Source organism: Actinoplanes subglobosus (assembly GCF_042650585.1).
Taxonomy (GTDB): domain Bacteria; phylum Actinomycetota; class Actinomycetes; order Mycobacteriales; family Micromonosporaceae; genus Actinoplanes; species Actinoplanes subglobosus.
Genome location: NZ_JBHSBL010000001.1, coordinates 43481 through 66259 on the forward strand (window position 1 = coordinate 43481; position 22779 = coordinate 66259).

The following is a 22779-nucleotide window of genomic DNA, read 5'->3' on the forward strand; positions in this document are numbered from 1 at the left end:
GCCGATCTGGAAATCGGCGAACTCGACCACCAGGACCTCCCGGTCCCGGGCACGGCGCTCCAGATCCGGGTCCGGCGCCGACCGGCAGACCAGCGTGGCGGCCCGGCCCGGCCGCTCACGGCGCACCACCTCGGCCACGAAACGGTCCACCAGGTCGTCGTCCGGCGCGCCGTCGACGACGCCGATGCAGCGGCGGGCCCCCGACGGGTCGGCGACCAGATAGCCACCGGCCGCGCCCGGCCACTCCCGTTCCACCAGCGACACCCCCGGATGACGGGCCCGGTACGCCCGGGCGACCAGCGCCAGCAGATCGGACCGGCCCGCGTCACCGGGATCGTCGGAACTCCGCGCCGACGGCGGCGGATCGGCGGCCGCCAGCCACCAGTGATCGCCGTAGGCGTGCGTCTCGTCGTGCCCCGCCGACGACACCCGCAACGCGCCCGGGCGCAACTCGACCGTCTGCGCGCCACCCGGATCGCCGACCGACGGCACCCCGGTCAGGCCCAGCTCGCGGACCCCGCCGTCCCGGCCGTGCAGCACCACGTCCAGGAACGGCACCAGCGCCCCGGCGACGGCGGGATCGTGGTGCAGCACGCCGATCCGCAGCCAGCCACGGTCCTCGTAGTCCCGCAGCCGATCACCGAACCAGGTCGTCTGCGCGTCACCCAGGCCGCCCTCGCGGCCGCCCGGCAGGTGACTGACCGGCACCGTGGAGTTCAGCGCGGCGACGACCGTACGCAGGGCGGGGATCTCGAAGAGCTGCCACGGCTGATGCCGCTGGAAGGCGGTGCCGCCGGGCAACCGGGCGGTCAGCGCCGCGAACGGCTCCCACTTGGGCCAGTAGGGCGGCACCGGCTCCAGCCCGTCGGCCTCCTGATCACGGAAGTACGCGAGACAGCGGCCCGCGTTGACGTCGGACAGGCCCGGCACCACCACGATCCGCCCGGCCGGCAGCCGCAGCGCGGCCCTGAGCTCCTCCAGCCGCCGCACCGCCGCCCGGTACTCCGTCGGCGTCGCCCGCCCGGCCACCCCACCGGTCACCACGACCAGGTCGGGCGGTGCGCCGGTGCCGGGGACCGCCGCCGACGGCCCGTTCAGGTGCAGCACCGTCACCCGGTCCCGGGCCCGGCGCACCGGCAGCGCCGTGCCGGTCCCGCCGAGGAACCGCCGCAGCAGGTCGGCCCGGATGCCGGCGAACGGCTCCACGGCCCCCGGAACCTCGCGGCCGGCCGGCGGCGGTGCGGCCACCGGCGGCGAGGCCAGCGCGGTGAACAGGGCGCCGGTGCGTTCCGGATGCTGGTCGAGATAGGCCGACACCGCCGTGTAGACGCGCTCCGGGTCCTCGTCGGCCAGCGTGCCGCCCAGCACGTGGCGCACCCCGGGCAGGAAATCGAACTGCTGCTCGTCGGCGTCCGCGGTGGCCGCCGACAACGGGCGGAGCAGGTTGCCGTAGAGGACCTCGGCCAGGTGCGACGGGCGGGAACCGGGCACCATGACGGTCTGCAGCAGCCGCATCACGGCCAGGTTCAGCGGCCGGGCCACGGTCAGGTAGCGGGCCAGCTCGTACGCCGGGGCCGACGCGCCCGCCCGGAAGTCGCGGACCCGCTGCTCCGCGGAGGGCCGGCCGGTCCGGGGCCGGGCCGGGGCGCCCCGCCGGCCGGTCACCGCCGTCACCACCGCGTCGATGCCGCCGGCCGCCCGGCCCGCGACCAGCCGTGCCCAGGCCTCCAGCCAGCGCGGCTCGATCTCCAGCACCGGCACCGGTACGCCGTCGGCGGGGAACCGGCGGCGGCGCAGCGCCGAGACGAACCGGTAGGCGGCGGCCGGTGCCCCCGGGCGGGGCGCGAAGAGACGTCCCGGCATCGGGGCCAGACCGGTGCGTGACCAGAGCCGCTCGGGCAGGGGCTGGAGGATCGCGACCGGGGCGCGACGGGACCAGCGCCGGAGCAGACCGGCGAAGCCACCGTCGTGCCAGGGCGGGCCGACACAGTCGCTGAGCAGGAGGATCAGGTTCTCACCGGGGCGGTCGGCCAGGCCCGCGGGTGATCGGTGGGTGCCGTCCGGCCGTACCAGATGGATGGTCGTCGCGGTGAGGCCGAGGCGCACCACCCGCAACGTGCGGAAGGCGCCGAGCCGTTCCAGCATGGTCTGGATCTCCTGGCCGAGCCGCCGCCAGACACCGCTCACCGACGTCTCGTCGAGGACCAGCGTCAGATGCAGCCAGCGGTCCGGTGCGGGCCGCCACACCGGCGTCCACAGGCGCCGCTCGGCGATCTGCCGTGCGGTCGCGTCCTCGTCGAGGACGAAACGCCGCGCCGAGAGACGCCGGCGTTTCAACGGGCGCAGCGCGCGCATCACCCGGCCGCTCTGCGGCAGCGCCCCGGCGGTGTGCACCCGCATCGGCCGGCCCGGCGCGGCGGAGAAGCCGACCCGGCCGCCGGACCCGGGCACGTCCACCTCGGCCGGCGGATCCGGCTCCACCGGAACGGGATCGGTGGGCCCGGGCGCCTCGGCCCCGTCGGGCAGCCGCAGCTCGACCTGCCCGGACGGGCCCGCCGGATCCGGGGTCGCCGGCTCCGGACCGGACAGGTCGACCCGCAGGGCGAGCCACAGCGCCTCGGCCACCTCGACCGGGGTCAGGTCCACTCCGGCGGTCCGCAGGACACGCAACAGCCGGTCGAGTGGGGCGGTCACGCCGGACCGGTCAGCCGGCGCATGATCGCCTCCTCCAGCTCGCGGCGGTCCGGCTGCGCCGCGCCGCCGGCCTGGTGCAGCAGGTAGACCGCGTTGAGCAACTGGTCGGTGGCGAGCTGGCCCTGCTCGCGGCGCTCCAGGAAATCGGCGATCAGATCGTGCGCGGCGGCCAGCGCCTCGGCGCCCATCTGCGCGTGGACGATGGCCCGCAGCCGCTCCGGGTCGGGCTGGGCGAGGTCCAGCTGGACACAACGGCGCAGGAAAGCGGGCGGGAACTCGCGATCGCCGTTGCTGGTCATCACGACGAAGGGGAACTCCCGGCAGCCGACCCGGCCGTCCTGGATCGTCACCCGATCGCCGTGATCGGCCGGCCGGACCAGCACCCGCGGCGTCGAGTCGGCGATCCGCTCCAGCTCGGGGATGCCGTACTCGCCGACCTCGAAGATGTCGAGCAGCTCGTTCGGCAGATCGATGTCACCCTTGTCGATCTCGTCGATCAGCAGGACCCGGGGCAGCTCGTACGGCGCGAACGCGGTGCCGAGCGGGCCCAGCCGCAGGAACCGGCCGATGTCGGACTCCTCCACCGACCGGTTGCTCGCCGCCTCGATCCGGCCGACCGCGTCGTAGTGGTAAAGCCCGGACGCCAGCGTCGACCGGCTGGTGATCGCCCAGCGGAGCACGGCGCCCAGCCGCAACTCGTGCGCGACCGCGTAGGCCAGCGTCGACTTGCCCGTCCCCGGATCGCCGGTGACCAGCAGCGGGCGCCGCAGATGCAGGGCCACGTTCACCATCCGTACGGTCGCCTCGTCCGCCTGATAGGAGGCGGACCGTGCGCGGTCCGGCAGACGGCGGCCGACCGGGGCGTCCCGGTCCAGAGGGGTGACCGGGCCACCGGCGAACACCCGCCACGGGGGAGGGTCGGCCCGCCGCCGGATCCGCTCGCCCTCCTCGTCGACGGTCCCCGCCCCGAGATAGATCGGGAACTCACCCACCCGCGTCCCCCCTCGGTGCCGTCATCGGTGACCGCCGCGGCCGGCGACCCGGATCGTCCCAGAACAGCACCAGGTCGTTGCCGCACTCCGGCTGCCCGCCGGCCGCCGCCTGGTTCCGCAGCCGCATGATCTGCTCGGGCACGTCGTCCCGCCCCGACTCGGCCAGCGCCCCGCGCACCGCCGAGGCGAGCCGCGCCCCGGCGCAGTCGTCGTGGTCGACGCCGTCCCCGCCGCCGCAGCCGCTGCGTCGCCACACCATGATCGGGACCCCGGTGTAGAGGCCGACGTCCAGAACGGTGCGCAACGCCGTCCGCTGCCGCGGCGTGTCCGGCAGCACCACCGCGCCCAGCACGGTGTGCAGCTCCAGCTCGGAGTAGAGCGCCGTCTCGTCGCGCCGCTCGTCGCAGTCCACCTGCAGCACCGTGCCGCCGATCCGCCGTCCGGCCAGCGCGTCCCAGCGGGCCTGCCAGTTGACCAGGATCTCCTCGTCCTCCGGCTCCACCGGGTCCAGCTCGAACCGCTCCTGGTCCCGGACCACCACCGGGTTCTTCTGCCCGATCAGCGGCCACGGGTTGCGGCCGGTCCGCGGCCAGCGCTCGACCTCCTCGTCGATCAGGTCCGCCGGCAGCACCAGCTCGATCATCGGCGCCGGCCCCTCGGCCTGGCCGCGCCGGATCAGCCCGGGCAGCCGGTCCCGCAGGTAGCCGCGCAGTTCCTCCGCCGAACGGTCCGGGCCCTCGGTCTCCACCGGGGACAGATCGTCGCCGTCGTGCCGCCAGATCTCGCACCGGTACCGCTGCCTGTCCGGACCGGACGGCCGTACGTGCACCAGCACCGACGGCACCCCGGCCGGCCGCTGGTCACCGTCGCCGCCGGCGGGCACCGCACCGGCCAGGCGGCTCTGCACCAGCTCCCGCTCGTCCGGCGACGGCGCGGCCATCAGCGCCCACTGGGTGAGCTGCGCCGCGATCCGCGGATCCGCCGAACGCGCCCGGTGCAGCGCATAGGCCAGCAGGTCCGGGAACGGCTCGTCGGCCGGCGGCAGCCCGGCCAGCTCGGCGACCACGTCACCGTGGTCGTGCAGCCGGTGGCTGACCGGGACCGCCCGGTCACCGGCGATCGCCAGATAGTCGTCGAACAGCTCGTCGTGCCCGGCCGCCGGCAGCATGCCGAGGATCAGCCGCAGCTCACGCTCGGCCCAGCCGGCGACCGTGCCCGCCTCCAGCGGCAGCCGCCCGGCCAGCAGCAGCCAGCTCCGGTTCCGGCGGTGATGGTCCTCCTGGCGGCGGCGCAGACGCCGGTACTCCTCCGCCGGCATGATCTCGCGCAGCGCCCGCACCGGGACGGCGACACCGCCCGCGGCCGGCTGCCCCTTCATCCGCGCCGCCTTGGTGATGCCGCAGACCCCGCCGGTCACCGTGTTCAGCACCGGCCCGCCGGACATGCCCGGCTCGATCAGGTCGTCGGTGAGCCGGATCATCTCCGCGTACTCCCCGCGATGCGTGTACCACCCGGTCACCGGCTCCGGCGCGCTGCTGTACACCCGGGCGTGCCCCGCCGCGACGAGCTCGGTGTTCGGCCGGGCCCGGTGGTCGTCCAGCCAGACCGAGCGATGGCCGCCGTCCGGCAGATCAACTTCGATGAGAGCGACATCGGGGTACGGCGTGACCTGCCCCCGCCCACCCGGCGCCGAGGCCCACCGCACCACACCCGCCAGGCTCCGCCCCTGCCAGCCGACGGTCACCTCGGCCCCGGACGCACCGGCCACGTGCGCGCAGGTGGCGATCGTGTTCGGAGCGATGAAGAATCCGCTGCCCCGGTCCAGCCCGGAGATGAGGACCAGGGACCTCTTGAGGTGTTCGGTCAGATGGTTGATGACGGGCGAGCCGGTCACCGGCGTCACCGCGGCTCGTCGGCCGGCGGCTCCACAGGTTTCGCCGGGAGGCCCTGACCCCAGGTGAACGTCACCTTCATCGCGGTCTTGGCACCGGCCCCGCCGAGCGCCGCGACCAGGCCCTTGTTACCGACGCTGAGCTCGACATTGACCTCGACCGTCACCCCGTCGGGCTTGGCGTTCCGCAGACCGGCCGTGACATTGGAGGTCACCCACTCGACGATCTCGGGCAGGCCTGGCAGATCGGCCAATCTGTCACCGAGCCCGACGTCGACGGCCTCCTCCCCGGACTCCACCATGACCCACATGGTGTTCCCGGACGGAAGCTCCACCTCGACCGGTTCACCCACGCCGTGTCCCTCCGTTTCGATGAGGTGACTCCACGTGCAACCGTAGTGGCCGGGCCCACCTTCGCATAAGGCCGATCGGCGGCCGTCCTGATAGCGTTCCGCCCCGTGAAGATCGACAGAGCTGCCGCGTCCCGGGTCTGGCACGGGGCCCTGGCCCTGATCGTGTCGGCGTCGCTGATCACCCAGATCACCCTGACCGCACTCAAGGACGACGCGCCCGCGGTCACCCGGTTCGAGCGGCTGTTCAGCTATTTCACCATCCAGAGCAACCTGCTGCTGCTCGCCGCGATCGCCGCCCTCACCCTGAACCCGCACCGCGACGGCCGGCTGTGGCGCGTCATCCGCCTCGACGCCCTGCTCGGCATCGTGATCACCGGCATCGTCTACAGCACGATCCTGGCCGGCCAGGCCGACCCGCAGGGCGCCGCGTGGTGGGCCGACCTCGGCTTCCACTACATCGCCCCGTGGACGGCCCTGGCCGGCTGGCTGCTGTTCGGCCCGCACGCCCGGATCGACGCCCGGACCATGGCGTGGGCAAGCCTGTGGCCACTGCTGTGGATCACCTGGACCCTCGCCCACGGCGCGGCGACCGACTGGTACCCGTATCCCTTCACCGACGTCGCCCGGTGGGGTTACCCGGCCGTGCTGATCAACCTGGGCGTCGTCGTCCTCATCGCGGTGCTGCTCGGCACCGCGCTGCGCCTCCTCGACACACGTCTGCCCGGCGGATCGGCGGCCGCCCCCGAGGCGACGGCGGCCGTCGTGGCAAGCCCGGGTTCCGACGCGGAGTCCGAGACTCGCCGCGTCACCTGACGGCTCCGCCGATGGTCTTTCCTTGTGTTTCCAGGATCAGTGTTCTCCTCGCGGGATGGAAGCTGACCGTGGTTGTCTGCGTAGTCCCGGGATATGTATTCGGCAGCGGTACGCCTATCTGATCCACAACTGTCATTCGGCTCAGGTGTGTGAGGCGGCGTTTCGTGCGGAGATCGACTCAGGATCGCCAGGCGGTGACCACGTCGTCCGGCGTCCAGGTGACGTCGACGGCGCCGTCCGGTAGGTCGGTGCCGGATCGGCTGACGGCGATCAACCCGGTTCGGTCGGGGTCGAAGCCGGGAACCTGAGCCGCGCCGTTCTGGAGTTTCCGCAGGTCGTGGGTGTCGAACGGTTTACCGAGCCATTCTAGGTAGATTCAATCTACATGGCCGCCGGATTCTGGGACGCCCTGACGCGAGCATTGTTTGATGCCCCTGACGGACGTCGCCCGCTGGGGCTACCCGGCGGTGCTGATCAACCTGGGTGTCGTCGTGCTGATCGCCGTCCTGCTCGGCGCCGCGCTGCGTCTGCTCGGCACACGTCTGCCTGCCGGATCGCCGGCTCCGCCCGAGGCGACGGCTGCCGACGTGCCGGGGCCGGGTTCCGCGGATCAGGGAGATGGGAAGCCCTGACCTGGACGGCCATGTCGGCGCCTACTTCGGTGTGGTCAGGGTCAGGGCGTCGTAGAGGTAGTGAGCGAGTGCCCGCGCTGCTGGCGACTGGTCGGTTCGCCTGGTGGTGGCGTAAATCTGCCGGGTCAGGCCGGTCGGCCTGGCGATCGGCAGGTAGCTCACGCCGTGCTGGGCGACGGCTGCGAGCTGGGGTACCAGCCCCACCCCGAAGCCGGCGCCGACCATCGCCAGGAGCATCGGATAGCTGTGCACCCGAATGTCGACTTGGGGCTCGAAACCGGCTGTCCGGCAGGCCATCTCGGTGGCGGCCTGGAAGCCGGTGCTGGTCAGCGCGGCGACCCAGGGAGTCGCGGCGAAGTCGGCGAGGTCAGCGTGCGCGGTTCCAGCGGGTGCCAGACCCGAGGGTACGGCCAGCAGCATCGGCTCCCGGTAGAGCGGCCGCTGGTCGAGTCCGCGCAGATCGGGTCGCGACAGGGGGGTGTACTCATGGGTGACCGCCAGGTCGATCGTCCCCGCCCGCACCTCAGGGAGCGCCTCGGCCGACTCCAGCTCGGCGAATCGTAGCTCGATGTCGGGGTGCCGGTTCCGGAAGACGGTCAGCGCGGGGATGACAAAGCTGATCCCGGCGGTAGCGAATGCCGCGACCTGAATGGTGCCACCGCGCAGGCCTGCCACGTCACGGACGGCTCGTTCGGCGTCGGCGAGCGAGCTCAGCAGCCGTCCGGCATGGTCGGCCAGGACCCGGCCCGCCGTGGTGAGCCGGACGCTGCGCGCGGACCGTTCCAGCAGTGCGGCGCCGAGGTCGCGTTCCAGGGCGGCGAGTTGCTGTGAGGCGGCCGCGGCGGTGCAGCCGGCACGTTCGGCGGCGGCAGCGATGGTGCCGGTGGCCGCCACGTCACGCAACAGGCTGAGCCGACGAGGATCAAGCATTAGCAGATCTTATGCTCAGCCCTAATCAAACGATATGGATCTTTCGCTCCACTTTCGGCACGCTGAGGCAATGCCCCTGGATCCGCATTTGCTTGCCGCATTCACCGTCGCCACGGTCGTCGCCATGATCGCGCCTGGCCCGGACATGCTGTTCGTGCTCAGCTGCGGAATGCGCGGTGGGCCGCGGGCCGGACTGCTGGCCACCGCGGGGTTGGCCACCAGTGAGGCAATCCACGTACTGCTGGCGGCGGTCGGCTTGACCGCCCTGTTCGCTGCGGTTCCGGCGGCGTTCACGGTGCTGCGTATCGCCGGTGCGGTGTACCTGGCGTACCTCGGCATTCAGATGATCCGGCAGCGCGGTGACATGATCCCCGGGGCGGAGGGGGCCGGAGTGTCCGGCCGTCGCGCCTTCCTCAGCGGTTTCCTGACGAACCTTTCCAATCCGAAGATGATCGCTTTCTCGGTGGCCTTCCTGCCGCAGTTCGTCGATCCGGCGCTCGGGTCCGTCGGGGTGCAGTTCGCCGTTCTCGGGCTGATCCTGATCGCGCTGGAGTTCGTGGTGGACGGCGCGATCGGGGTCTTCGCCGGCCGGATCGGGATGTGGCTGCGGCATCGCCGCACGTTGAGCCGCCGGATCGACACGGTCACCGGTGGCGTCCTCATCGCCCTAGGCCTGCGCCTGGCCGCCGAACGGTAAGGATGTCCGGCCGTCCCCTGGCACCCGGATTTGCCGCTGTCCGTGTGCTTCGGCCGCGCGAGGCGCCGACGTATGAGTTCACCCATCCCGTAACAGCAGCGAACGAAGGAACATCCAAAGGCTAGGTCCGGCCACGTACTCGATGTTGTCGGGATCCGAGATCGTGTCGATGAAACCAACCTGGTCGGCGAACTCGCCGCTGGTTACCAGGACGTAGTAGTTGCCACAGCCATCGCCTGCCACTGGCAGCCAGCCGGATTGCCGCCACTGTGGGAACATCGCCAGGTACGTGGCCATATCGAGAAACTCGTGATCGGTCCTGGCACCAAAGACGCCACCAGCGCAAATCCCTTCGCCCTTACAGACGCGCAGCCAGTCGACAAGCGCCTTGGGCAGAGGTATACCGAGCCGCCGTTCCAAGTCGACGATCTCCTGGTCCTCAGCGCCACCGGGAAACGGCTCGCCCGGCGGCCGTTCGGCCTCAGGCAATAGTCGCAGGACATCCCGGCGAGCCTCATGATCGTTCACCGCAGCAGAATGACACCCTTCCAGATCCGGCACGCATCCGGATCTCCCGCAACCCGGGTGGCTGCACAGAGCTTCCCGCAACGGCTCTACGGCGTTACCGGCCGATGCTCTCGATCACGGCGAGGGCATCTCGCCCCAGCTGGGCCGACTCGTCGTCCCCGAGTTCCTCGTAGAGCCGGATAGCGTGGCGGGCCTCATCGGCAGCGAACATCCATTCGGCCACGGTCAGTCGGATCGAGATCACCTGGTCCATGGGAGGCCAGGCGCCATTGACCCAAGGCACCTGGTCCCAGCCGGCCTTGCGGATACGTTGACCCACCTCGACCACCGCCTCGTCGCCGTTCCCGGCCGCCGACGAGATGACATTGTCGATTCCCGCGTCGATGCCAGCCCAGATACGCGTCGGCATGTCCAGCGCCACCACGTCGTCCTTTCCCGCCTCCACGAGAACAATCATCTCGTACTTGCCCTCGAGGACGTCGTTCCGGGTCCAAGCCGGTTGGCGACCGTTGGATCCCGCGCTTCCGGGCAGGACGTGACTACGCCACTAGCTCAGCGAGCCCTCCACGGGCGTACGCCCAACGTCCTCTCCAGCCGCCGGTAGCGCACCGGGAGGTTACAAATAGTGGTGCAAATCCCTCAAAAGTGACGGCGCAATGGCGTAGCCGGCGTCGGGGCGACCGCGTCTCGCCAGATTGTGGACAGTGGCTGGTCGGCCGCAAGGATCTGCTTGCCTTCGGTGTCAGTGCTGGAACCGGATCCAGTCGATGTTGCCGAATTCCTCCTTCTGGGTGCTGGTGAACGTCAGATACACGGTGTGCACCCCGGTGGTGGGCCGGATGGTCATCGAGTAGGTGACGAAGTCGAACCAGGAGTGATTGTTCGGGATCGTCATCGTGCCGACGGGATCGGCGGCGCGGTCGTCCAGGCGTACCTCGACCACTCCGGTACCGTCGTCCTTCGCCCAGTTGGCGGCACTGATCTGCAACCTGGTCGCCGGCACGTCGGTGAACCCGACGTCGTCGTACCGGATCCAGTCGCCCTTGGTGATGAAGCCGACGTGGCGTCCCGAACCGGTCGGTGCGTTCTCGACCTTGATGCCGTTCTGCTCGTCGAACGTCTCCGCCTGGATGACGGTGTAGGCGGTGGCGTTCTGCGGTGGAGCGTCCGGACGGGCCGACTGTGCCGGTGGCTTGTCGCCGGTGCGGCGGGGAACCGCGGCCGTCGCACCGGTGACCGCCGGCCGGCCGTCGTCCCCCGTGCCGTCGCCGCCCTGGGGGTAGGACGGTCCGCTGGGGTCCGGCGGAGAGTCGGTGGCGCCGGTCGGGACGGCCAGGTCCGGGACGAACCAGTACGCGCCGGTTCCGCCGGCGGTCGCGGTTCCCGAATCCGCTGCCGTCGCCCGGGCCACGAGGACGATGGCGAGGGCGATGAGCGCTGCTGCCATGGCGACGAGCAGATTGCGGTGGGAGGGGCGCAACACCGGCGGGCTGTCCACGGCCTCGGAGCGGAGACGGTGCGGCCGGGGTGGCTCACTCGCCGGTCCGGAGTCGCCGGCGGGAACGGTCGCCGGGTCGGCATCCGGCTCGGTGGCTGCCGCGGGCGGGGCCGGCCGGCGAGCGGATGTGCCGGTGGGGGAGTCGGGGTGTGAGTGGGATGGCGTCCCATCGGGTGTGAGGACGTAGGGCCGGAACAGCGAAGCGCTCGGACGCTCCTCCACCGCGATGCATCTCCCTCGACGGAACCTATTCGGTTGTGTGTTCGGCCGGGCTGGACCGGCCGGCCGACGCGCGGTTGATCATAAGGGGAAACCCGGCACCGGTACAGATTCACTCTGGTAATTATTTTCAGGAGTCGATCACCCTCGGGTGTCGCCGCCGGATGCCGGACGGCTCCGGCGGTGAAGTGATCCAGATCAACAGCGCCGGGGTGCGGGCCGCAGTAGCGTGGCGGCGTGTCCTCGACAGCAGATCTGACCAGCGCCGACCTCAATGAGATCCGGCAGTCCGCTCTCGGTGCCGCCGACCCGCTCGGTGTCGCCGCCGACCTGGCCGACGCGGCCCGGGCCGGGCGTCTCGCCGACCCGCAGGACGCGGGTCTCGCGCTGACGCTCGCCGCGGAGATCGCCGAGAGCCGTTCCAAGCTCGACGCCGCGCTGCGGTATGTGGACGGAGCCCTCGAGGCCTTCGGTGAACGTGACGACAGCGCGGCCGCCTCGGCACGGGCGCTGCGGGCGCGGGTGCTGTACCGGACGGGCCGTGGCGACGAGGCGTCGGCCGAGGTCGAGCCGCTGCGCCCGCTGCTCACGCGGTACACGGATGCCGCCGCCTACGTCACCGCCGCTCTGGTGGTCGGCGGGCGGGCCGTCGAGGCCGAGAAATGGCTGACCGAGGCGGTCCAGGAGGTCCTGGCCGAGCGCGGCGCCACCGAGCCGGCCGACGCCGACGACGCGGGTGTGCTGTTCTTCCTGCTCCAGCAGCGGCACCGGCTGCGGCACGCGCTCGGCCGGCAGCACGACACGCACGACAACCTGGCCGAGCGGCTGGAGACCCGGCTCGCCGGCGCCGGGTCCGCGGCCACCACGGTGGACCTGGTCTTCCTGGCGGGTCCGGAGTTCGACCGGCTGGTGAAGCAGACCGAGGCGTACGGCGCGACGTGGGACGATCACCGGGCCGGGCTGGAGCGCGAACTGGTCCGTCTGGCCGGGACCGGCCGTGCCGACCTGGTTCTCTTTCCGGGTACGGCGGACGGGTTCACCGGTGACCCGGCGTCGGCGGAGGACCGGGCCGCCTACGCCCGCAAGCTGTCCACCGGCTCCGCACGGCTCCCGTGGCCGCCGGAGCGCAACGGCGCCTGCTGGTGCGGCTCCGGGCTGAAATACAAGAAGTGCTGCCTGCCGCGCTCTCGCGGCTGACGTCCTCGCGGAGGGCCGCGCCCGCGACGGCGCGGCCCGCGGCTCACGCGGTGTGGACCGGCGTGCGGTCGGTGACGAGTGGATACCGGCCCAGCGCCCGCAGTGCCCGGGAGGCCCGCGTCTCCGGGTGGGCGGTGATCGCCCGCAGCAGCGCGGCCGTGTCCCGCTGCCCGCCCGTCCTGAGCAGGTTCCGCAGCGGCACCGCGTCCTCGCCGGTCCCGGCCGCGATCGCGGCGGCCAGTTCGCCGGCGTCGACCTGGGCGAGCAGGGCGCGGGTGCCGTCGTACCGGTCGGTGGCACCGGCCAGGTGCGGGTAGGCCTCGGCGACCTCGAACGTCGTCACCATCGCCAGCAGCACGTCGTCGGTGCGGGTCGCCCGCCCGTCACGTCGCGCCGTCTCGTCGGCCTCCAGCGACGCCCAGACGGCCGGATCCGCGCCATGGCCGGCGTCCGCCCGGGTGAGCACCGACCGGAGAAGGTCACGCAGGCCACGTCCGCGGTACTGCTGCCGCCCGATCAACCGGTCGCGGACCGGCCACAGCGGTGCGGGCAGCCGTTCCGTGCGGGCCGGCGCCTGACCGGTCCGCAGCGCCCGCCGTACCGCCGCGATGTCGGCGCCGCACAGCCGCAGCAGGGTGACCGCCCCGGCGCCCGGATCGTCGAGAATCGTGTCCAGCAGCTGCCGTGAGCTGCGGGCCCCGGGGTGGTAGGCGGCGCACCGGACCAGTGCGGCCCGCACCCCGGCGGTCAGCGGGAGCGTCGCGTGACCGCGGACGATCGCCGCCACCGGGGGTGCCGGGCCGTCGCCGATGACCCGGTCCCGCAGCACGGTCCGGATCACGGCGGGCGTGATGTCGAAGACGCCGAGCAGCGCCGCGATGTCGGGCGCGGCGCCGGCCATCCCGGCCAGCAGGTGCACGGTGCCGAGCTCGTCGCGGGCGGCGGCCCGGGCGATGCCGAGAACCGCGGGGAACCGGTCGTCGCCGGTGAACGTGACTGCCATGCCCGAAACACTAGGGACGGCGGCGCTCCCGCACGTCTGTCCGCGAGCCGGACCCACCTCTACCGAAGGTCATAGACCGCAGCGGTACGGGTCACCCGCACGACACTGGCGGAAGGCCTCCGAGCGGCCCGGACCGCCGGTGGGACATCGCGGTGTTCCCGGCCCCGGCCGGTCAGTCGCGCCGGCAGCGGTAGGAGACCTCGGTCCCGGCCTGGACCGGCGACGGCTCGAGGATGTTGACGGTGGCGGTCTCGGTGGTCGAGCCGATCCCGCTGAACGTCCACGCCAGCGTCAGGGCGGCCGTCCGCTGGCCGCTGCCGACCCGCTCGGTGAGCACGGCCCCGGGCGGCGCGTCCGACCGGAACCACTGGTAGCGGATCACCCCGCCGCGCCCGTTGGTCTGCACGGTGGCGACCACGTCGACGGTCACGTCGCAGCGATTCCCGGCCGGTTCCGGGACGGACACCGACACGCCCTCCACCTCCAGCGGGCTGAGCCGCTGCCAGATGTAGAACCCGACGACCCCGATCAGCACGAGGGTCAGCAGGCTGGAGAGCAGGGAGACGAGTCGCCGCCACAGCGGCCGCCGTGGCGCGGCGGTGGAGGCGGCCGGCCAGCCCGGTGCGGCGGGCGTGGCGACCGGGGCGGCCGGCACACCGGGACCGAACCGCATCTCCTGCTGGGCACGCATGGTCGGCTCCGACTCACCCGCGAACGTCGCTGGACCGACCGGCCGCACGTGCGATGTCGGATCCGGCCCGGGCAGGTGAACGGTCCGGTCGGCCGGATGACCGGCGGGCCCGCCCGGACCGAGACGGACGGTGCCGTTGTCGGCGGGGCCGGGCAGGTGGACGGTGCGGTTGTCGGCGGGATCGGGCAGGTGGACGGTGCGGTGGGGGTCGCCGAGGTAGGCCGTGGGCGAACCGAGGTTCACGGTGGGCGACGGGGTGTCGGCGGCGGCCCGCCACGGATCGGCGGCCGGCGGCGTGCGGTCGTCGTGCGGTTCGTCCGGCCGGTTCACGCCCGTCTCCCCGTGACCCGCGAAACAGGATCTGGCACGGCGTGCTCCTAACCGGGAGTGCAGTAGTTCTCGAGGGTGACGATCGCCGACGACGAGGACTTGCCCTGGTTGCCGGCGGCGTCCGAGGCGACCACGGCGATCGGGATGCGGGTCGCCGACTTCGGGATCGGCAGCGGGCCGAGCACGCCTCGGAAGAGTCCCCGCGCGGACCCCTTCATCGCCACGGTCCGGCTGGTGCCGTTCAGCGTGTACTGGAAGCTGACCGTCAGCTCACCCGGCCCGCTCACGTCGTCGGTCACGGTCACCGACACGGTGCTGGTGCGCGTCCCGTACTGGCAGCCCTCGCCCTCGATCACCGTCGGGCTCGCGCCGACGCCGCCGACCGACGGCCCGGTGGTGTCGGCCGGTGGTGGGGGTGAGGTGCTGGTCGACGGGCTCGGCGACGTGCCGGTGGACACCGAGGCCGACGCCGGGGCCGAGGCGGACGGCGATCTGCCGGGCGACGGCGAGGTGCCCGGTGCGGCCGGCGTCACCGAGGTGCCCGGTGCGGCCGAGGGTGACGGCGTCGCCGGCGGGGACCCGGCCGCGGAGCTGTCCGCGGTGGCCGCGCCGGACGGCCCGCCCACGGCCGGATCGGTGGTCGGGCCGCCGGCCGGACCACCGGCGATGATCGGGCTCTCCTCGGCGGCCGACGCGTACTGATAGCCGGCCCCGCCGATCAGCAGCGCCGCGACCAGGGCGGCGCTGCCGGCCGCGGCCCACTTGCGGTTGCCGCGGAAGACACCGGACCGGCCGGTGCCGAGGGTCGTGGTGGCCACACTGGTCGCGCTCGCCGAACCGTCCGGGAAGGGCCACAGCGCGGCGAGCAGCGCGGCCCGGCGGGCCAGCTCGCGCAGGCCACGGTCCTCCCAGCTCCGCCCGTACGCCGCACCGGCGACCCGCTCCAGGATGTCGAGGAACGCGAGCGCGTGCGGCGGCCGGTCACCGGGCTGTTTGGCCATGCCCTGCCGGAGCAGCTCGTGCACCGGTGCCGGGGCCGGGTCGGTCGGTATGGGCGCGTTGGCGTGCTGGTCGTGCAGGGCGAACAGGTTGGTCCCGTCATACGGCGGCCGGCCCGTGAGGCACTCGAAGAACGTGGCGGTGGCGGCGTAGATGTCGCACGCGGGCGTCGCCGGCGCGCCGGTCCACTGCTCGGGGGCCATGTAACGGGGCGTGCCGGTGACGACGGTGCCGGTGCCCTGGCCGACCGTCGTGGCGATGCCGAAGTCGGCGAGTTTGCTCGACCCCTCACCGGTGACCAGCACGTTCTCCGGTTTGTAGTCACGGTGCACGACACCGTGGCCGTGGGCCGCGGCCAGCCCGGCGAGCGAGCCCTTCAGCACGACGAGCGCCGCCTCCGGGGTGGTCGCGCCGTGCTCGCGCAGCATCTGCCGCAGCGACACCCCGTTGACCAGCTCCATCACGATCGCCGCGCCGTCGGCGGACTCGACGTACTCGTACAGCCGGGAGATGTGCGGGTCGTCGATCTCGCCGAGCAGTTGCGCCTCACGCCGGAACGCGGCCCGGAACGCGGCGTCGTCGCCGAGGACGTGCACCAGGTACTTGATGGCGACCGGCGTCCCGGTCCGGTCGTGGGTGGCGAGCACGACGTTGCCCGACGCGCCGGCGCCGAGCGGACGAACAGGCGTGTAGCCGGTGAGCTGCCAGCCGCTCATTCGAGAGAACCCCACCATCCAGGGCGGATGCGTGCCTCCGCCGCGCCGATCATTCTGGTCGCGGCGCAACTATAGGGGATCCGCGCATCGGGTGCTTTCGATGACCGGACGGGGGACCGCCTACGAGGCCAGGCTCACCCGCGGGTCGGCGGAACCGCGGGCGCGCTTGACCGCGTACATGGCGGCGTCGGCGTGGGCCAGCAGTTCGTCGGAGTCGCCGGCGCCGTACGGTGCCCAGGCGACACCCAGGCTGGCGTGCGGGACCAGGGTGCTGCCGGCCACGTGGACGCGGGCCGCGCTGAGGGCCGCGAGCAGGTCGGCGCCGATCCGGTCGGCGTGGTCGCGGCCGGTCACGTCACGGCAGACGGCCACGAACTCGTCGCCGCCGATCCGGCCCACGATGGCACCGGACGGCACCGCGCTGCGCAGGCTGGCGGCGACCTGGCTCAGCAGCAGGTCACCGGCGGCGTGGCCGTACCGGTCGTTGATGGGTTTGAAGGAGTTGAGGTCGAGGAAGACGACGGCGGTGCCGGCGTGCCGGTCGGCGGTGCCGAGGGCGTCCTCCAGCGCGGTCATCGTCGCGGCCCGGTTGTGGCAGCCGGTCAGCGGGTCGAAGGTGGCCTGCCGCCACAGTTTCTCCCGTAGCAGCGCCTCCTCGGTGACGTCGGCGAGACAGATGATCGCGCCGGTGACCGCGCCCGAGTCGTCGGTCAGCGCGCGCAGGTTCGCCCGGATCCGGCGGTTGCCGGCGCCGGGTTCGCGATGGCCGTACTCGAAATCGGTGTCCTCCCCGGTCAGCACCCCGGACAACGCCGCGCCGACCAGCGACCGGTCCACCGGCTCGGTCTGGTCCAGCAGCGCCCCGGCGAGGGCGTCGCCGACCTGGGCCTTCACCTGCCGGGCGGCCCTCTCGTTGAGGAAGGTGATCCGGCCCTCCGCGCCGACCTGCACGATGGACAGCGGAATCGTCTCGGTGAGCCGGCGCATCAGCTGCTCGGCGGCCCGGACCGCCTCCTGCGCCGCCATCTCGTCGGAGATGTCCAGCATCTCGGCGGCCACCCGCGGGTTGTCCGGGTCGGCCAGGTAGTTGTGGTTGGTCACCTCGAACCACACGGTGTGCCCGTCGCGGTGCAGGTGGCGCAGCCGCACCCGGCGGGCCGAGCCGTGCGGGGTGCTCAGCATGTCCATCCAGCCGGTGATGGCCCGCTGCTGGTCGTCGGGGTGGACGAGTTCGAGGGTGCGCTGCCCGATCAGTTCCTCGGGGGCCCAGCCGAGCAGCGGGAGGATCTCGGGGCCGACCTCGGTGACCACCGAGACCGGGCTCTTGAGCATCGTGACCAGCCGGGGCCGGACCAGCTCCGGGTGCAGGGTCAGGTCCGCCGCGATCCCGGAACCGCTGATCACGGCGATGTAGACGCCGTACCGGTGGGTGGCGTCGAGGATGTGCATCCGGGCCTTGCGGTCGGGTGCGGCGACCAGGCGGACCAGGCAGTTCGCGACGCCCGCGGCGATCACCTCGGTCCAGGCGTCGATGACCACCCGCTGATCGGCGTCGACGACCAGGCCGAGCATCGAGGAGGCGCCCTCGACCGGTCGCAGGCCGACCTCGGCGATCTCCGGCGGCAGCGGGACGCACAGGCCGTTGCGGCCGATGGCCGCGATGAACGCGTCCGGGTGCTTGGCCACCACGGCGGCGAGGAGGGCGTCCCGGTCGCCGGGCTTCATCACGTTCTTGTCCGACACAGGCCCACTCATCGGCGGTGCGGGTCGGACCTGAGGGTTTTCGCGCCCGGGCCGTGGGGGACTGCCGGCAGGGCCAGCCGCAGCAGCGCCTCGGTGGCCGGGCCGGCCGGTGTCCCGGCGGGAAGTGCCACCGCCACCCGCCAGTCCGGGACCGGGCCGGTGACCGTGGCCGCGTGCAGCCCCTTCGCCTGCGGTTTGCGGGTCACCGGAGCCGGTACCAGCGCCACCCCGAGGTCCTGGTGCACGAAGTCGAGCAGCGTGTGCACGTCGTTGACCTCGACGGCCACCCGGCGGTCGGCGCCGGCCCGGGCGAACGCCAGATCGTTGACCCGGCGGGCGCCCCAGTCGCCGCTGAAGTCGATGAACTCCTCGGTGGCCAGGTCCTCGACCGCGACCGACCCGCTGTCGGCGAGGGCGTGCGCCGGGTGGCAGAGCAGCATCATCTTTTCGGACGCCACCGGCAGCAGGCGTACGCCGTCCGGCGCGGGACCGGGCAGCGCCACGAAACCGGCCTGGAGCACCCCCAGCCGGACCTGCTCGACCAGGTGCCCCGAGCCGGCGTAGCCGAGCCGGACCTCGACACCCGGGTGGGCCCGCCGGAACGCGGCGACCAGCGGCGCCATGTCGATCGCGCCGAGGCACTGCTCGGCGCCGATGGCCAGGCTGCCGCGCAGCAGGCCCCGCACGGCGGCGACCGCGTCCCGGGCGGCCGCCGCGCTGGCCAGCGTCCGGTGCGCCTCGGTGAGCAGGGCCCGCCCGGCGTCGGTCAGCTCGACCCGGCGGGTGTGCCGGGTGAACAGGTCGGCGTCGAGCTCCCGCTCCAGCGCCCGGATCGACGCGGACAACCCGGACTGGGCCACCCGCATCCGCTGGGCCGCGCGGGTGAAGTGCCGTTCCTCGGCCACCGCCACGAAGTACTCGAGATGCCGCAGTTCCACGATTGAGCACCCTAGCTGCTGAATCCGAGCGGTTTCTTCTGTTGGACGCCGCCGGGGCGGGCATACCAGGGTGGTAGCCGTACACATCTCCCGGGAGGAACCATGCAGAGCCGTCACATCGGTGACGTGCGGGTCGCGGCGATCGGGCTCGGTGGCATGCCGATGTCGATCGAGGGCCGGCCGGACGAGGACCGCTCGATCCGGACGATCCACGCCGCCCTGGACGCCGGCGTCACCCTGATCGACACCGCCGACGCGTACCACATCGGCGCGGACGAGGTCGGCCACAACGAGTCGCTGATCGCCCGGGCACTCGCCTCCTACGGCGGCGACACCTCCGGCGTGCTGGTCGCCACCAAGGGCGGGCACCTGCGCCCGGGCGACGGCAGCTGGACCGTCGACGGGTCGCCGGACCACCTGAAGCAGGCGTGCGAGGCGTCGCTGAAGCGGCTCGGCGTCGACGCCATCGGCCTTTACCAGCATCATCGGCCGGACCCGCGGGTGCCGTACGCCGAGTCGATCGGCGCGATCCGGGACCTGCTCGACGCCGGGAAGATCCGGATGGCCGGCATCTCCAACGCGAACCCGCGGCAGATCCGCGAGGCCCGGGAGATCCTGGGTGGGCGGCTGGTGTCGGTGCAGAACCAGTTCTCGCCGGCGTTCCGGTCGTCCGAGCCGGAGCTGGAGCTCTGCACCGAGCTGGGGATCGCCTTCCTGCCCTGGTCGCCGCTGGGCGGCATCCGGGCGGCGGGCTCGCTGGGCGGCGCGTTCGCCCGGGTCGCCGAGCGGTACGGGGTGAGCCCGCAGCGGGTCTGCCTGGCCTGGCACCTGGCCAGGTCGCCGGTGTCGATCCCGATCCCCGGGGCGAGCCGCCCGGAGACGATCACCGACTCCACCGCCGCCGGCACGCTCCACCTGACCGCCGACGACCTGGCCGAACTCCCGTGAAGAGGTAGGAACATGGAATACCGCCGTAGCGGGCGCAGTGGCCTCAAGCTGCCCGCCGTCTCCCTCGGCCTGTGGCACAACTTCGGCGAGGACAAGCCCCTGGAGACCCAGCGGGCGATCCTGCGCCGGGCGTTCGACCTGGGCATCACCCACTTCGACCTGGCCAACAACTACGGGCCGCCGTACGGCTCGGCGGAGGAGAACTTCGGCCGGATCCTGGCGACCGACCTCCGGGGCCACCGCGACGAGATGGTCGTGTCGACCAAGGCCGGCTACGACATGTGGCCAGGGCCGTACGGCAACTGGGGCTCGCGCAAGTACCTGACCGCCTCGCTGGACCAGTCGCTGCGGCGGATGGGCGTGGACTACGTCGACATCTTCTACTCGCACCGGCTCGACCCGGAGACGCCGCTGGAGGAGACGATGGGCGCCCTGGACGCGGCGGTGCGGGCCGGCAAGGCGCTCTACGCCGGCATCTCGTCCTACTCGCCGGCGCGGACCGCCGAGGCCGCGGCGATCCTGCGTGACCTGGGCACACCGCTGCTCATCCACCAGCCGTCGTACTCGATGCTGAACCGCTGGGTCGAGGGCGGCCTGCTCGACACCCTGGAGCAGGTGGGTGCCGGGTGCATCGCGTTCTCGCCGCTGGCGCAGGGCATGCTCACCGACCGCTACCTGCAGGGGGTGCCGGACGGCTCGCGGGCCGGCGCGGACAAGTCGCTGAGCACCGAGCTGCTCAGCGCGGAGAACCTCGACAAGATCCGGGCGCTGGACGAGATCGCCCGGCGGCGCGGCCAGACCCTGGCCCAGATGGCGATCGCCTGGGTGCTGCGGGACCCGCGGATGACCTCCACGGTGCTGGGCGCCAGCAGTGTCCGCCAGCTGGAGGCCAACGTCGCGGCCCTGGAGAACCTCACGTTCACCGGCGAGGAACTGGCCGAGATCGACAAGTACGCCACCGAGTCAGGCATCAACCTGTGGGCGGGCTCCAGCAGCCAGTGACAGCGGCGGCAGCGTGAAGGTGAAGCAGGAGCCGCCACCCGGGTCGTCGACGGCGGTGATGGTGCCGCCGTGCCGTTCCACGATGCGTTTGCAGATGGTCAGGCCGAGCCCGGTGCCGCGGTAGCCGCCGTCGGCGTGGGCCCGGTGGAAGTTGCCGAAGATCGCCTCGTGCTGTCCGGCGGGGATGCCGATGCCGTTGTCGACGATCCGGACGGCCACCATCCCGTGGTCGTCCTCGGCGGTGATCCGCAGGGCCGGGAGCACGCCGGGCGCGGTGTACTTGACGGCGTTGCCGATCAGGTTGTCCAGCAGCTGCCGGACCAGGACCGGATCGGCCCGCACCGCCGGGAGCGGGCCGATCGTGAAGCGGGGCATCGGGCTGCCGGCGGCCGCCGCGGCGTCGGTGCGGGCGAGGGCGATCTCGGCGACCACCTCGGCCAGGTCGACCGGGGCCGGGGTGACCATCGCCTCCCGTGCGGTGGCGTACGCGAGCAGCCCGTCGATCAGGCCCCGCATCCGGGCCGACGATCGGCTGACGCGGGTGAGGCCGTCGTACGCCTCACTGACGCCCGGATGGTCCGGCGCCTCCTCCAGCGCCTCCATCGCGGCCGTCGTCCAGCCGTCCACGCTGGCCAGCGGGTTGAGCAGGTCGTGCGCCACGACACCGGCGAAGCTGGTCAGCTCGTCACGGTGCCGGCGCTCGGCGGTCATGTCGTGGAACAGCACCACCGCGCTGTGCGTGCCGTCCGGGTGCGGCAGCGCGGTGGCGGTCACCCGGATCACCCGGCTCTCCGGTTCGCCCGGGCGGTTCACCACGATGTCGGTGCTGGTGTCGTCCTGGTCGGCGAGCGCACGCAGCCGGGCCAGGTCGTTGTCGGCCATGCCGGCGACGGCCGGGTTGCGCAGCGTCACCCGGTTCTCCGGGCCGATCACCGCCAGCCCGTCGGGCATCGAGTCGATGATCGCGGCGAGCAGGTCGGCGTGCCGTTTGACCTGTTCCTTCTCCTGGGCCAGGGCGGTCACCAGCGTCCGGCGCTCCTCCCGGCCCAGCGCCAGCGCCAAGCCGACGAGAGCGACCAGGGTGACGAACAGCTGCACCACGACCGCGCGCAGGGGCACGTCACCGACCTGGGCGAACGGCCCGTACCCGGCCAGGGTGTACCGCAACGCGACGACACTGACCACCAGGTTGTGCAGCAGCACCCAGCCGGTGCTGAGCCGTACCCCGACCAGCACGGTGATGCCGAGCAGCGCGAACGACACCGGGAACTGGTGCTCGTAGGCGAAGACGGCCAGGTGACCGGCGATGCTGAGCGTCCCGAGTCCGGCGATCTCGGCGATCCGGCGTGGTGGGGCCGGGGACCGGAGGGGGACGCGCCTGGTGAGGGCGGATCCGGCGCAGATCCCGGCGGCTCCGATGATCAGGATGCTGGCGGTGTGCCGGGCCACCGACATGGTCGTGACGGTCAGTGGCGCGGTGCCGGTGATCAGCCAGCGGCCCACCAGGCTGACCGCGCTGGCCGCGAGTGTCGCCCCGAAACCGGCCTTGAGCAGCGCCCACAGGTCGCGCGGGCACCGCAGTGGCGCGTCACCGCCGCCGCCCCACAGGTGCGGCGCCCACCGGGTCAGCAGCCGGAGGAACACCAGGGCCTGCACCAGCCCGACCAGCCCGGCGACGACACCGACCGCCGGGCTGGTTCCGGTCCGCCAGTTGACGGCACCCAGGATCAGGACGAGCAACAGCATGTCCAGGCGCCGGGTGGGCGCCCGCCGGTGCGCGCAGAACCAGATCACCGCCACGCCGGCGGCCGGCCAGGCCAGGTTGTGGTTACCGACCACGACCAGGCGCCGCCCGGCGTAGCAGGCCACCGCGTAGGCGAGGGCGAAGCACACGGTTCGGGCCAGGGAGCGCCGGTGGTCGGCTTTCACCGCTTCCTCCCGGAGGACGGTCGACATCTCCTCATC

At 72.6% G+C, this 22779-nt stretch carries 20 protein-coding genes; 6 read left to right on the top strand and 14 right to left on the bottom strand.

Features of this window, described 5'->3' with window-relative positions; translation table 11 throughout:
* The 4 genes from ACFO0C_RS00195 to ACFO0C_RS00210 form a co-directional block, all read right to left on the bottom strand.
* Window positions 1-2694, bottom strand: a 2694-nt coding sequence (locus ACFO0C_RS00195) for an SAV_2336 N-terminal domain-related protein (RefSeq protein WP_378064329.1), incomplete at its 3' end; no start/stop codon positions are given.
* Window positions 2691-3686, bottom strand: a complete 996-nt coding sequence (locus tag ACFO0C_RS00200) for an AAA family ATPase (RefSeq protein WP_378064330.1) — start codon at window positions 3684-3686, stop codon at window positions 2691-2693. The genes ACFO0C_RS00195 and ACFO0C_RS00200, both read right to left, overlap by 4 nt.
* Complete coding sequence (locus tag ACFO0C_RS00205) at window positions 3679-5580, bottom strand: VMAP-C domain-containing protein (RefSeq protein ID WP_378064331.1); 1902 nt, start codon at window positions 5578-5580, stop codon at window positions 3679-3681. The genes ACFO0C_RS00200 and ACFO0C_RS00205 overlap by 8 nt, the downstream gene beginning before the upstream one ends.
* Window positions 5581-5585: 5 nt before the next feature.
* A complete protein-coding gene (locus ACFO0C_RS00210) occupies window positions 5586-5930 on the bottom strand; it encodes a CU044_2847 family protein (RefSeq protein WP_378064332.1) in 345 nt (114 codons plus the stop codon).
* Window positions 5931-6035: 105 nt separating this feature from the next.
* On the opposite strand from ACFO0C_RS00210, the gene ACFO0C_RS00215 reads away from it, so the two are divergent.
* Together ACFO0C_RS00215 and ACFO0C_RS00220 are read left to right on the top strand one after the other, a co-directional pair.
* Entirely contained in the window at window positions 6036-6743 is a 708-nt protein-coding gene (locus tag ACFO0C_RS00215; protein WP_378064333.1) for a Pr6Pr family membrane protein, read from the top strand.
* 428 nt (window positions 6744-7171) lie between these two features.
* Window positions 7172-7375, top strand: a complete 204-nt coding sequence (locus ACFO0C_RS00220; RefSeq protein ID WP_378064334.1) for a hypothetical protein — start codon at window positions 7172-7174, stop codon at window positions 7373-7375.
* A 21-nt stretch (window positions 7376-7396) separates the two neighbouring features.
* Here the strand turns inward: ACFO0C_RS00220 and ACFO0C_RS00225 are convergent, their stop codons facing one another.
* Window positions 7397-8305, bottom strand: coding sequence for a LysR family transcriptional regulator (locus ACFO0C_RS00225; RefSeq protein WP_378064336.1), 909 nt, complete (start codon window positions 8303-8305; stop codon window positions 7397-7399).
* A gap of 70 nt (window positions 8306-8375) precedes the next feature.
* Between ACFO0C_RS00225 and ACFO0C_RS00230 the strand changes: the two genes are divergently transcribed.
* Window positions 8376-9002 carry a LysE family translocator gene (locus ACFO0C_RS00230; RefSeq protein WP_378064337.1) on the top strand — a complete coding sequence of 209 codons (627 nt, stop codon included), beginning with the start codon at window positions 8376-8378 and terminating at the stop codon, window positions 9000-9002.
* A gap of 78 nt (window positions 9003-9080) precedes the next feature.
* On the opposite strand, the gene ACFO0C_RS00235 is transcribed toward ACFO0C_RS00230, so the two are convergent.
* From ACFO0C_RS00235 to ACFO0C_RS00245, 3 genes are all read right to left on the bottom strand, one after another.
* A complete protein-coding gene (locus tag ACFO0C_RS00235; protein WP_378064338.1) occupies window positions 9081-9530 on the bottom strand; it encodes an SMI1/KNR4 family protein in 450 nt (149 codons plus the stop codon).
* 94 nt (window positions 9531-9624) lie between these two features.
* Window positions 9625-9987, bottom strand: coding sequence for a hypothetical protein (locus ACFO0C_RS00240; RefSeq protein ID WP_378064339.1), 363 nt, complete (start codon window positions 9985-9987; stop codon window positions 9625-9627).
* Between the two features lie 285 nt (window positions 9988-10272).
* The gene (locus ACFO0C_RS00245; protein ID WP_378064340.1) at window positions 10273-11250 is read right to left on the bottom strand and encodes a carbohydrate-binding protein; all 978 of its coding nucleotides are present in this window, start codon (window positions 11248-11250) and stop codon (window positions 10273-10275) included.
* A gap of 234 nt (window positions 11251-11484) precedes the next feature.
* Between ACFO0C_RS00245 and ACFO0C_RS00250 the strand changes: the two genes are divergently transcribed.
* Entirely contained in the window at window positions 11485-12444 is a 960-nt protein-coding gene (locus ACFO0C_RS00250) for an SEC-C domain-containing protein (RefSeq protein ID WP_378064341.1), read from the top strand.
* A 43-nt stretch (window positions 12445-12487) separates the two neighbouring features.
* Here the strand turns inward: ACFO0C_RS00250 and ACFO0C_RS00255 are convergent, their stop codons facing one another.
* The 5 genes from ACFO0C_RS00255 to ACFO0C_RS00275 form a co-directional block, all read right to left on the bottom strand.
* The gene (locus ACFO0C_RS00255) at window positions 12488-13447 is read right to left on the bottom strand and encodes a Clp protease N-terminal domain-containing protein (RefSeq protein ID WP_378064342.1); all 960 of its coding nucleotides are present in this window, start codon (window positions 13445-13447) and stop codon (window positions 12488-12490) included.
* Between the two features lie 172 nt (window positions 13448-13619).
* Complete coding sequence (locus ACFO0C_RS00260) at window positions 13620-14468, bottom strand: hypothetical protein (RefSeq protein WP_378064343.1); 849 nt, start codon at window positions 14466-14468, stop codon at window positions 13620-13622.
* A gap of 47 nt (window positions 14469-14515) precedes the next feature.
* Complete coding sequence (locus ACFO0C_RS00265) at window positions 14516-16183, bottom strand: serine/threonine-protein kinase (RefSeq protein WP_378064344.1); 1668 nt, start codon at window positions 16181-16183, stop codon at window positions 14516-14518.
* A gap of 120 nt (window positions 16184-16303) precedes the next feature.
* Window positions 16304-17926 (bottom strand): diguanylate cyclase domain-containing protein, encoded by a 1623-nt coding sequence (locus ACFO0C_RS00270; RefSeq protein WP_378064345.1) that lies wholly within the window; start codon window positions 17924-17926, stop codon window positions 16304-16306.
* Between the two features lie 8 nt (window positions 17927-17934).
* Window positions 17935-18864 (bottom strand): LysR family transcriptional regulator, encoded by a 930-nt coding sequence (locus tag ACFO0C_RS00275; RefSeq protein WP_378064347.1) that lies wholly within the window; start codon window positions 18862-18864, stop codon window positions 17935-17937.
* A gap of 102 nt (window positions 18865-18966) precedes the next feature.
* Between ACFO0C_RS00275 and ACFO0C_RS00280 the strand changes: the two genes are divergently transcribed.
* Window positions 18967-19812 carry an aldo/keto reductase gene (locus ACFO0C_RS00280; protein ID WP_378064348.1) on the top strand — a complete coding sequence of 282 codons (846 nt, stop codon included), beginning with the start codon at window positions 18967-18969 and terminating at the stop codon, window positions 19810-19812.
* 12 nt (window positions 19813-19824) lie between these two features.
* Window positions 19825-20814, top strand: coding sequence for an L-glyceraldehyde 3-phosphate reductase (gene mgrA / locus ACFO0C_RS00285; RefSeq protein ID WP_378064349.1), 990 nt, complete (start codon window positions 19825-19827; stop codon window positions 20812-20814).
* On the opposite strand, the gene ACFO0C_RS00290 is transcribed toward mgrA, so the two are convergent.
* A complete protein-coding gene (locus ACFO0C_RS00290; RefSeq protein WP_378064350.1) occupies window positions 20776-22770 on the bottom strand; it encodes an ATP-binding protein in 1995 nt (664 codons plus the stop codon). The genes mgrA and ACFO0C_RS00290 overlap by 39 nt on opposite strands.
* Window positions 22771-22779: the final 9 nt, after the last annotated feature.

Coding starts and splice junctions, on each gene's coding strand:
- ACFO0C_RS00230 (WP_378064337.1), top strand. CDS start 8,376: ATGCCCCTGGATCCGCATTTGCTTGCCGCATTCACCGTCGCCACGGTC.
- ACFO0C_RS00220 (WP_378064334.1), top strand. CDS start 7,172: ATGCCCCTGACGGACGTCGCCCGCTGGGGCTACCCGGCGGTGCTGATC.
- ACFO0C_RS00265 (WP_378064344.1), bottom strand. CDS start 16,183: ATGAGCGGCTGGCAGCTCACCGGCTACACGCCTGTTCGTCCGCTCGGC.
- ACFO0C_RS00225 (WP_378064336.1), bottom strand. CDS start 8,305: ATGCTTGATCCTCGTCGGCTCAGCCTGTTGCGTGACGTGGCGGCCACC.
- ACFO0C_RS00280 (WP_378064348.1), top strand. CDS start 18,967: ATGCAGAGCCGTCACATCGGTGACGTGCGGGTCGCGGCGATCGGGCTC.
- ACFO0C_RS00290 (WP_378064350.1), bottom strand. CDS start 22,770: ATGTCGACCGTCCTCCGGGAGGAAGCGGTGAAAGCCGACCACCGGCGC.
- ACFO0C_RS00255 (WP_378064342.1), bottom strand. CDS start 13,447: ATGGCAGTCACGTTCACCGGCGACGACCGGTTCCCCGCGGTTCTCGGC.
- ACFO0C_RS00240 (WP_378064339.1), bottom strand. CDS start 9,987: ATGATTGTTCTCGTGGAGGCGGGAAAGGACGACGTGGTGGCGCTGGAC.
- mgrA (WP_378064349.1), top strand. CDS start 19,825: ATGGAATACCGCCGTAGCGGGCGCAGTGGCCTCAAGCTGCCCGCCGTC.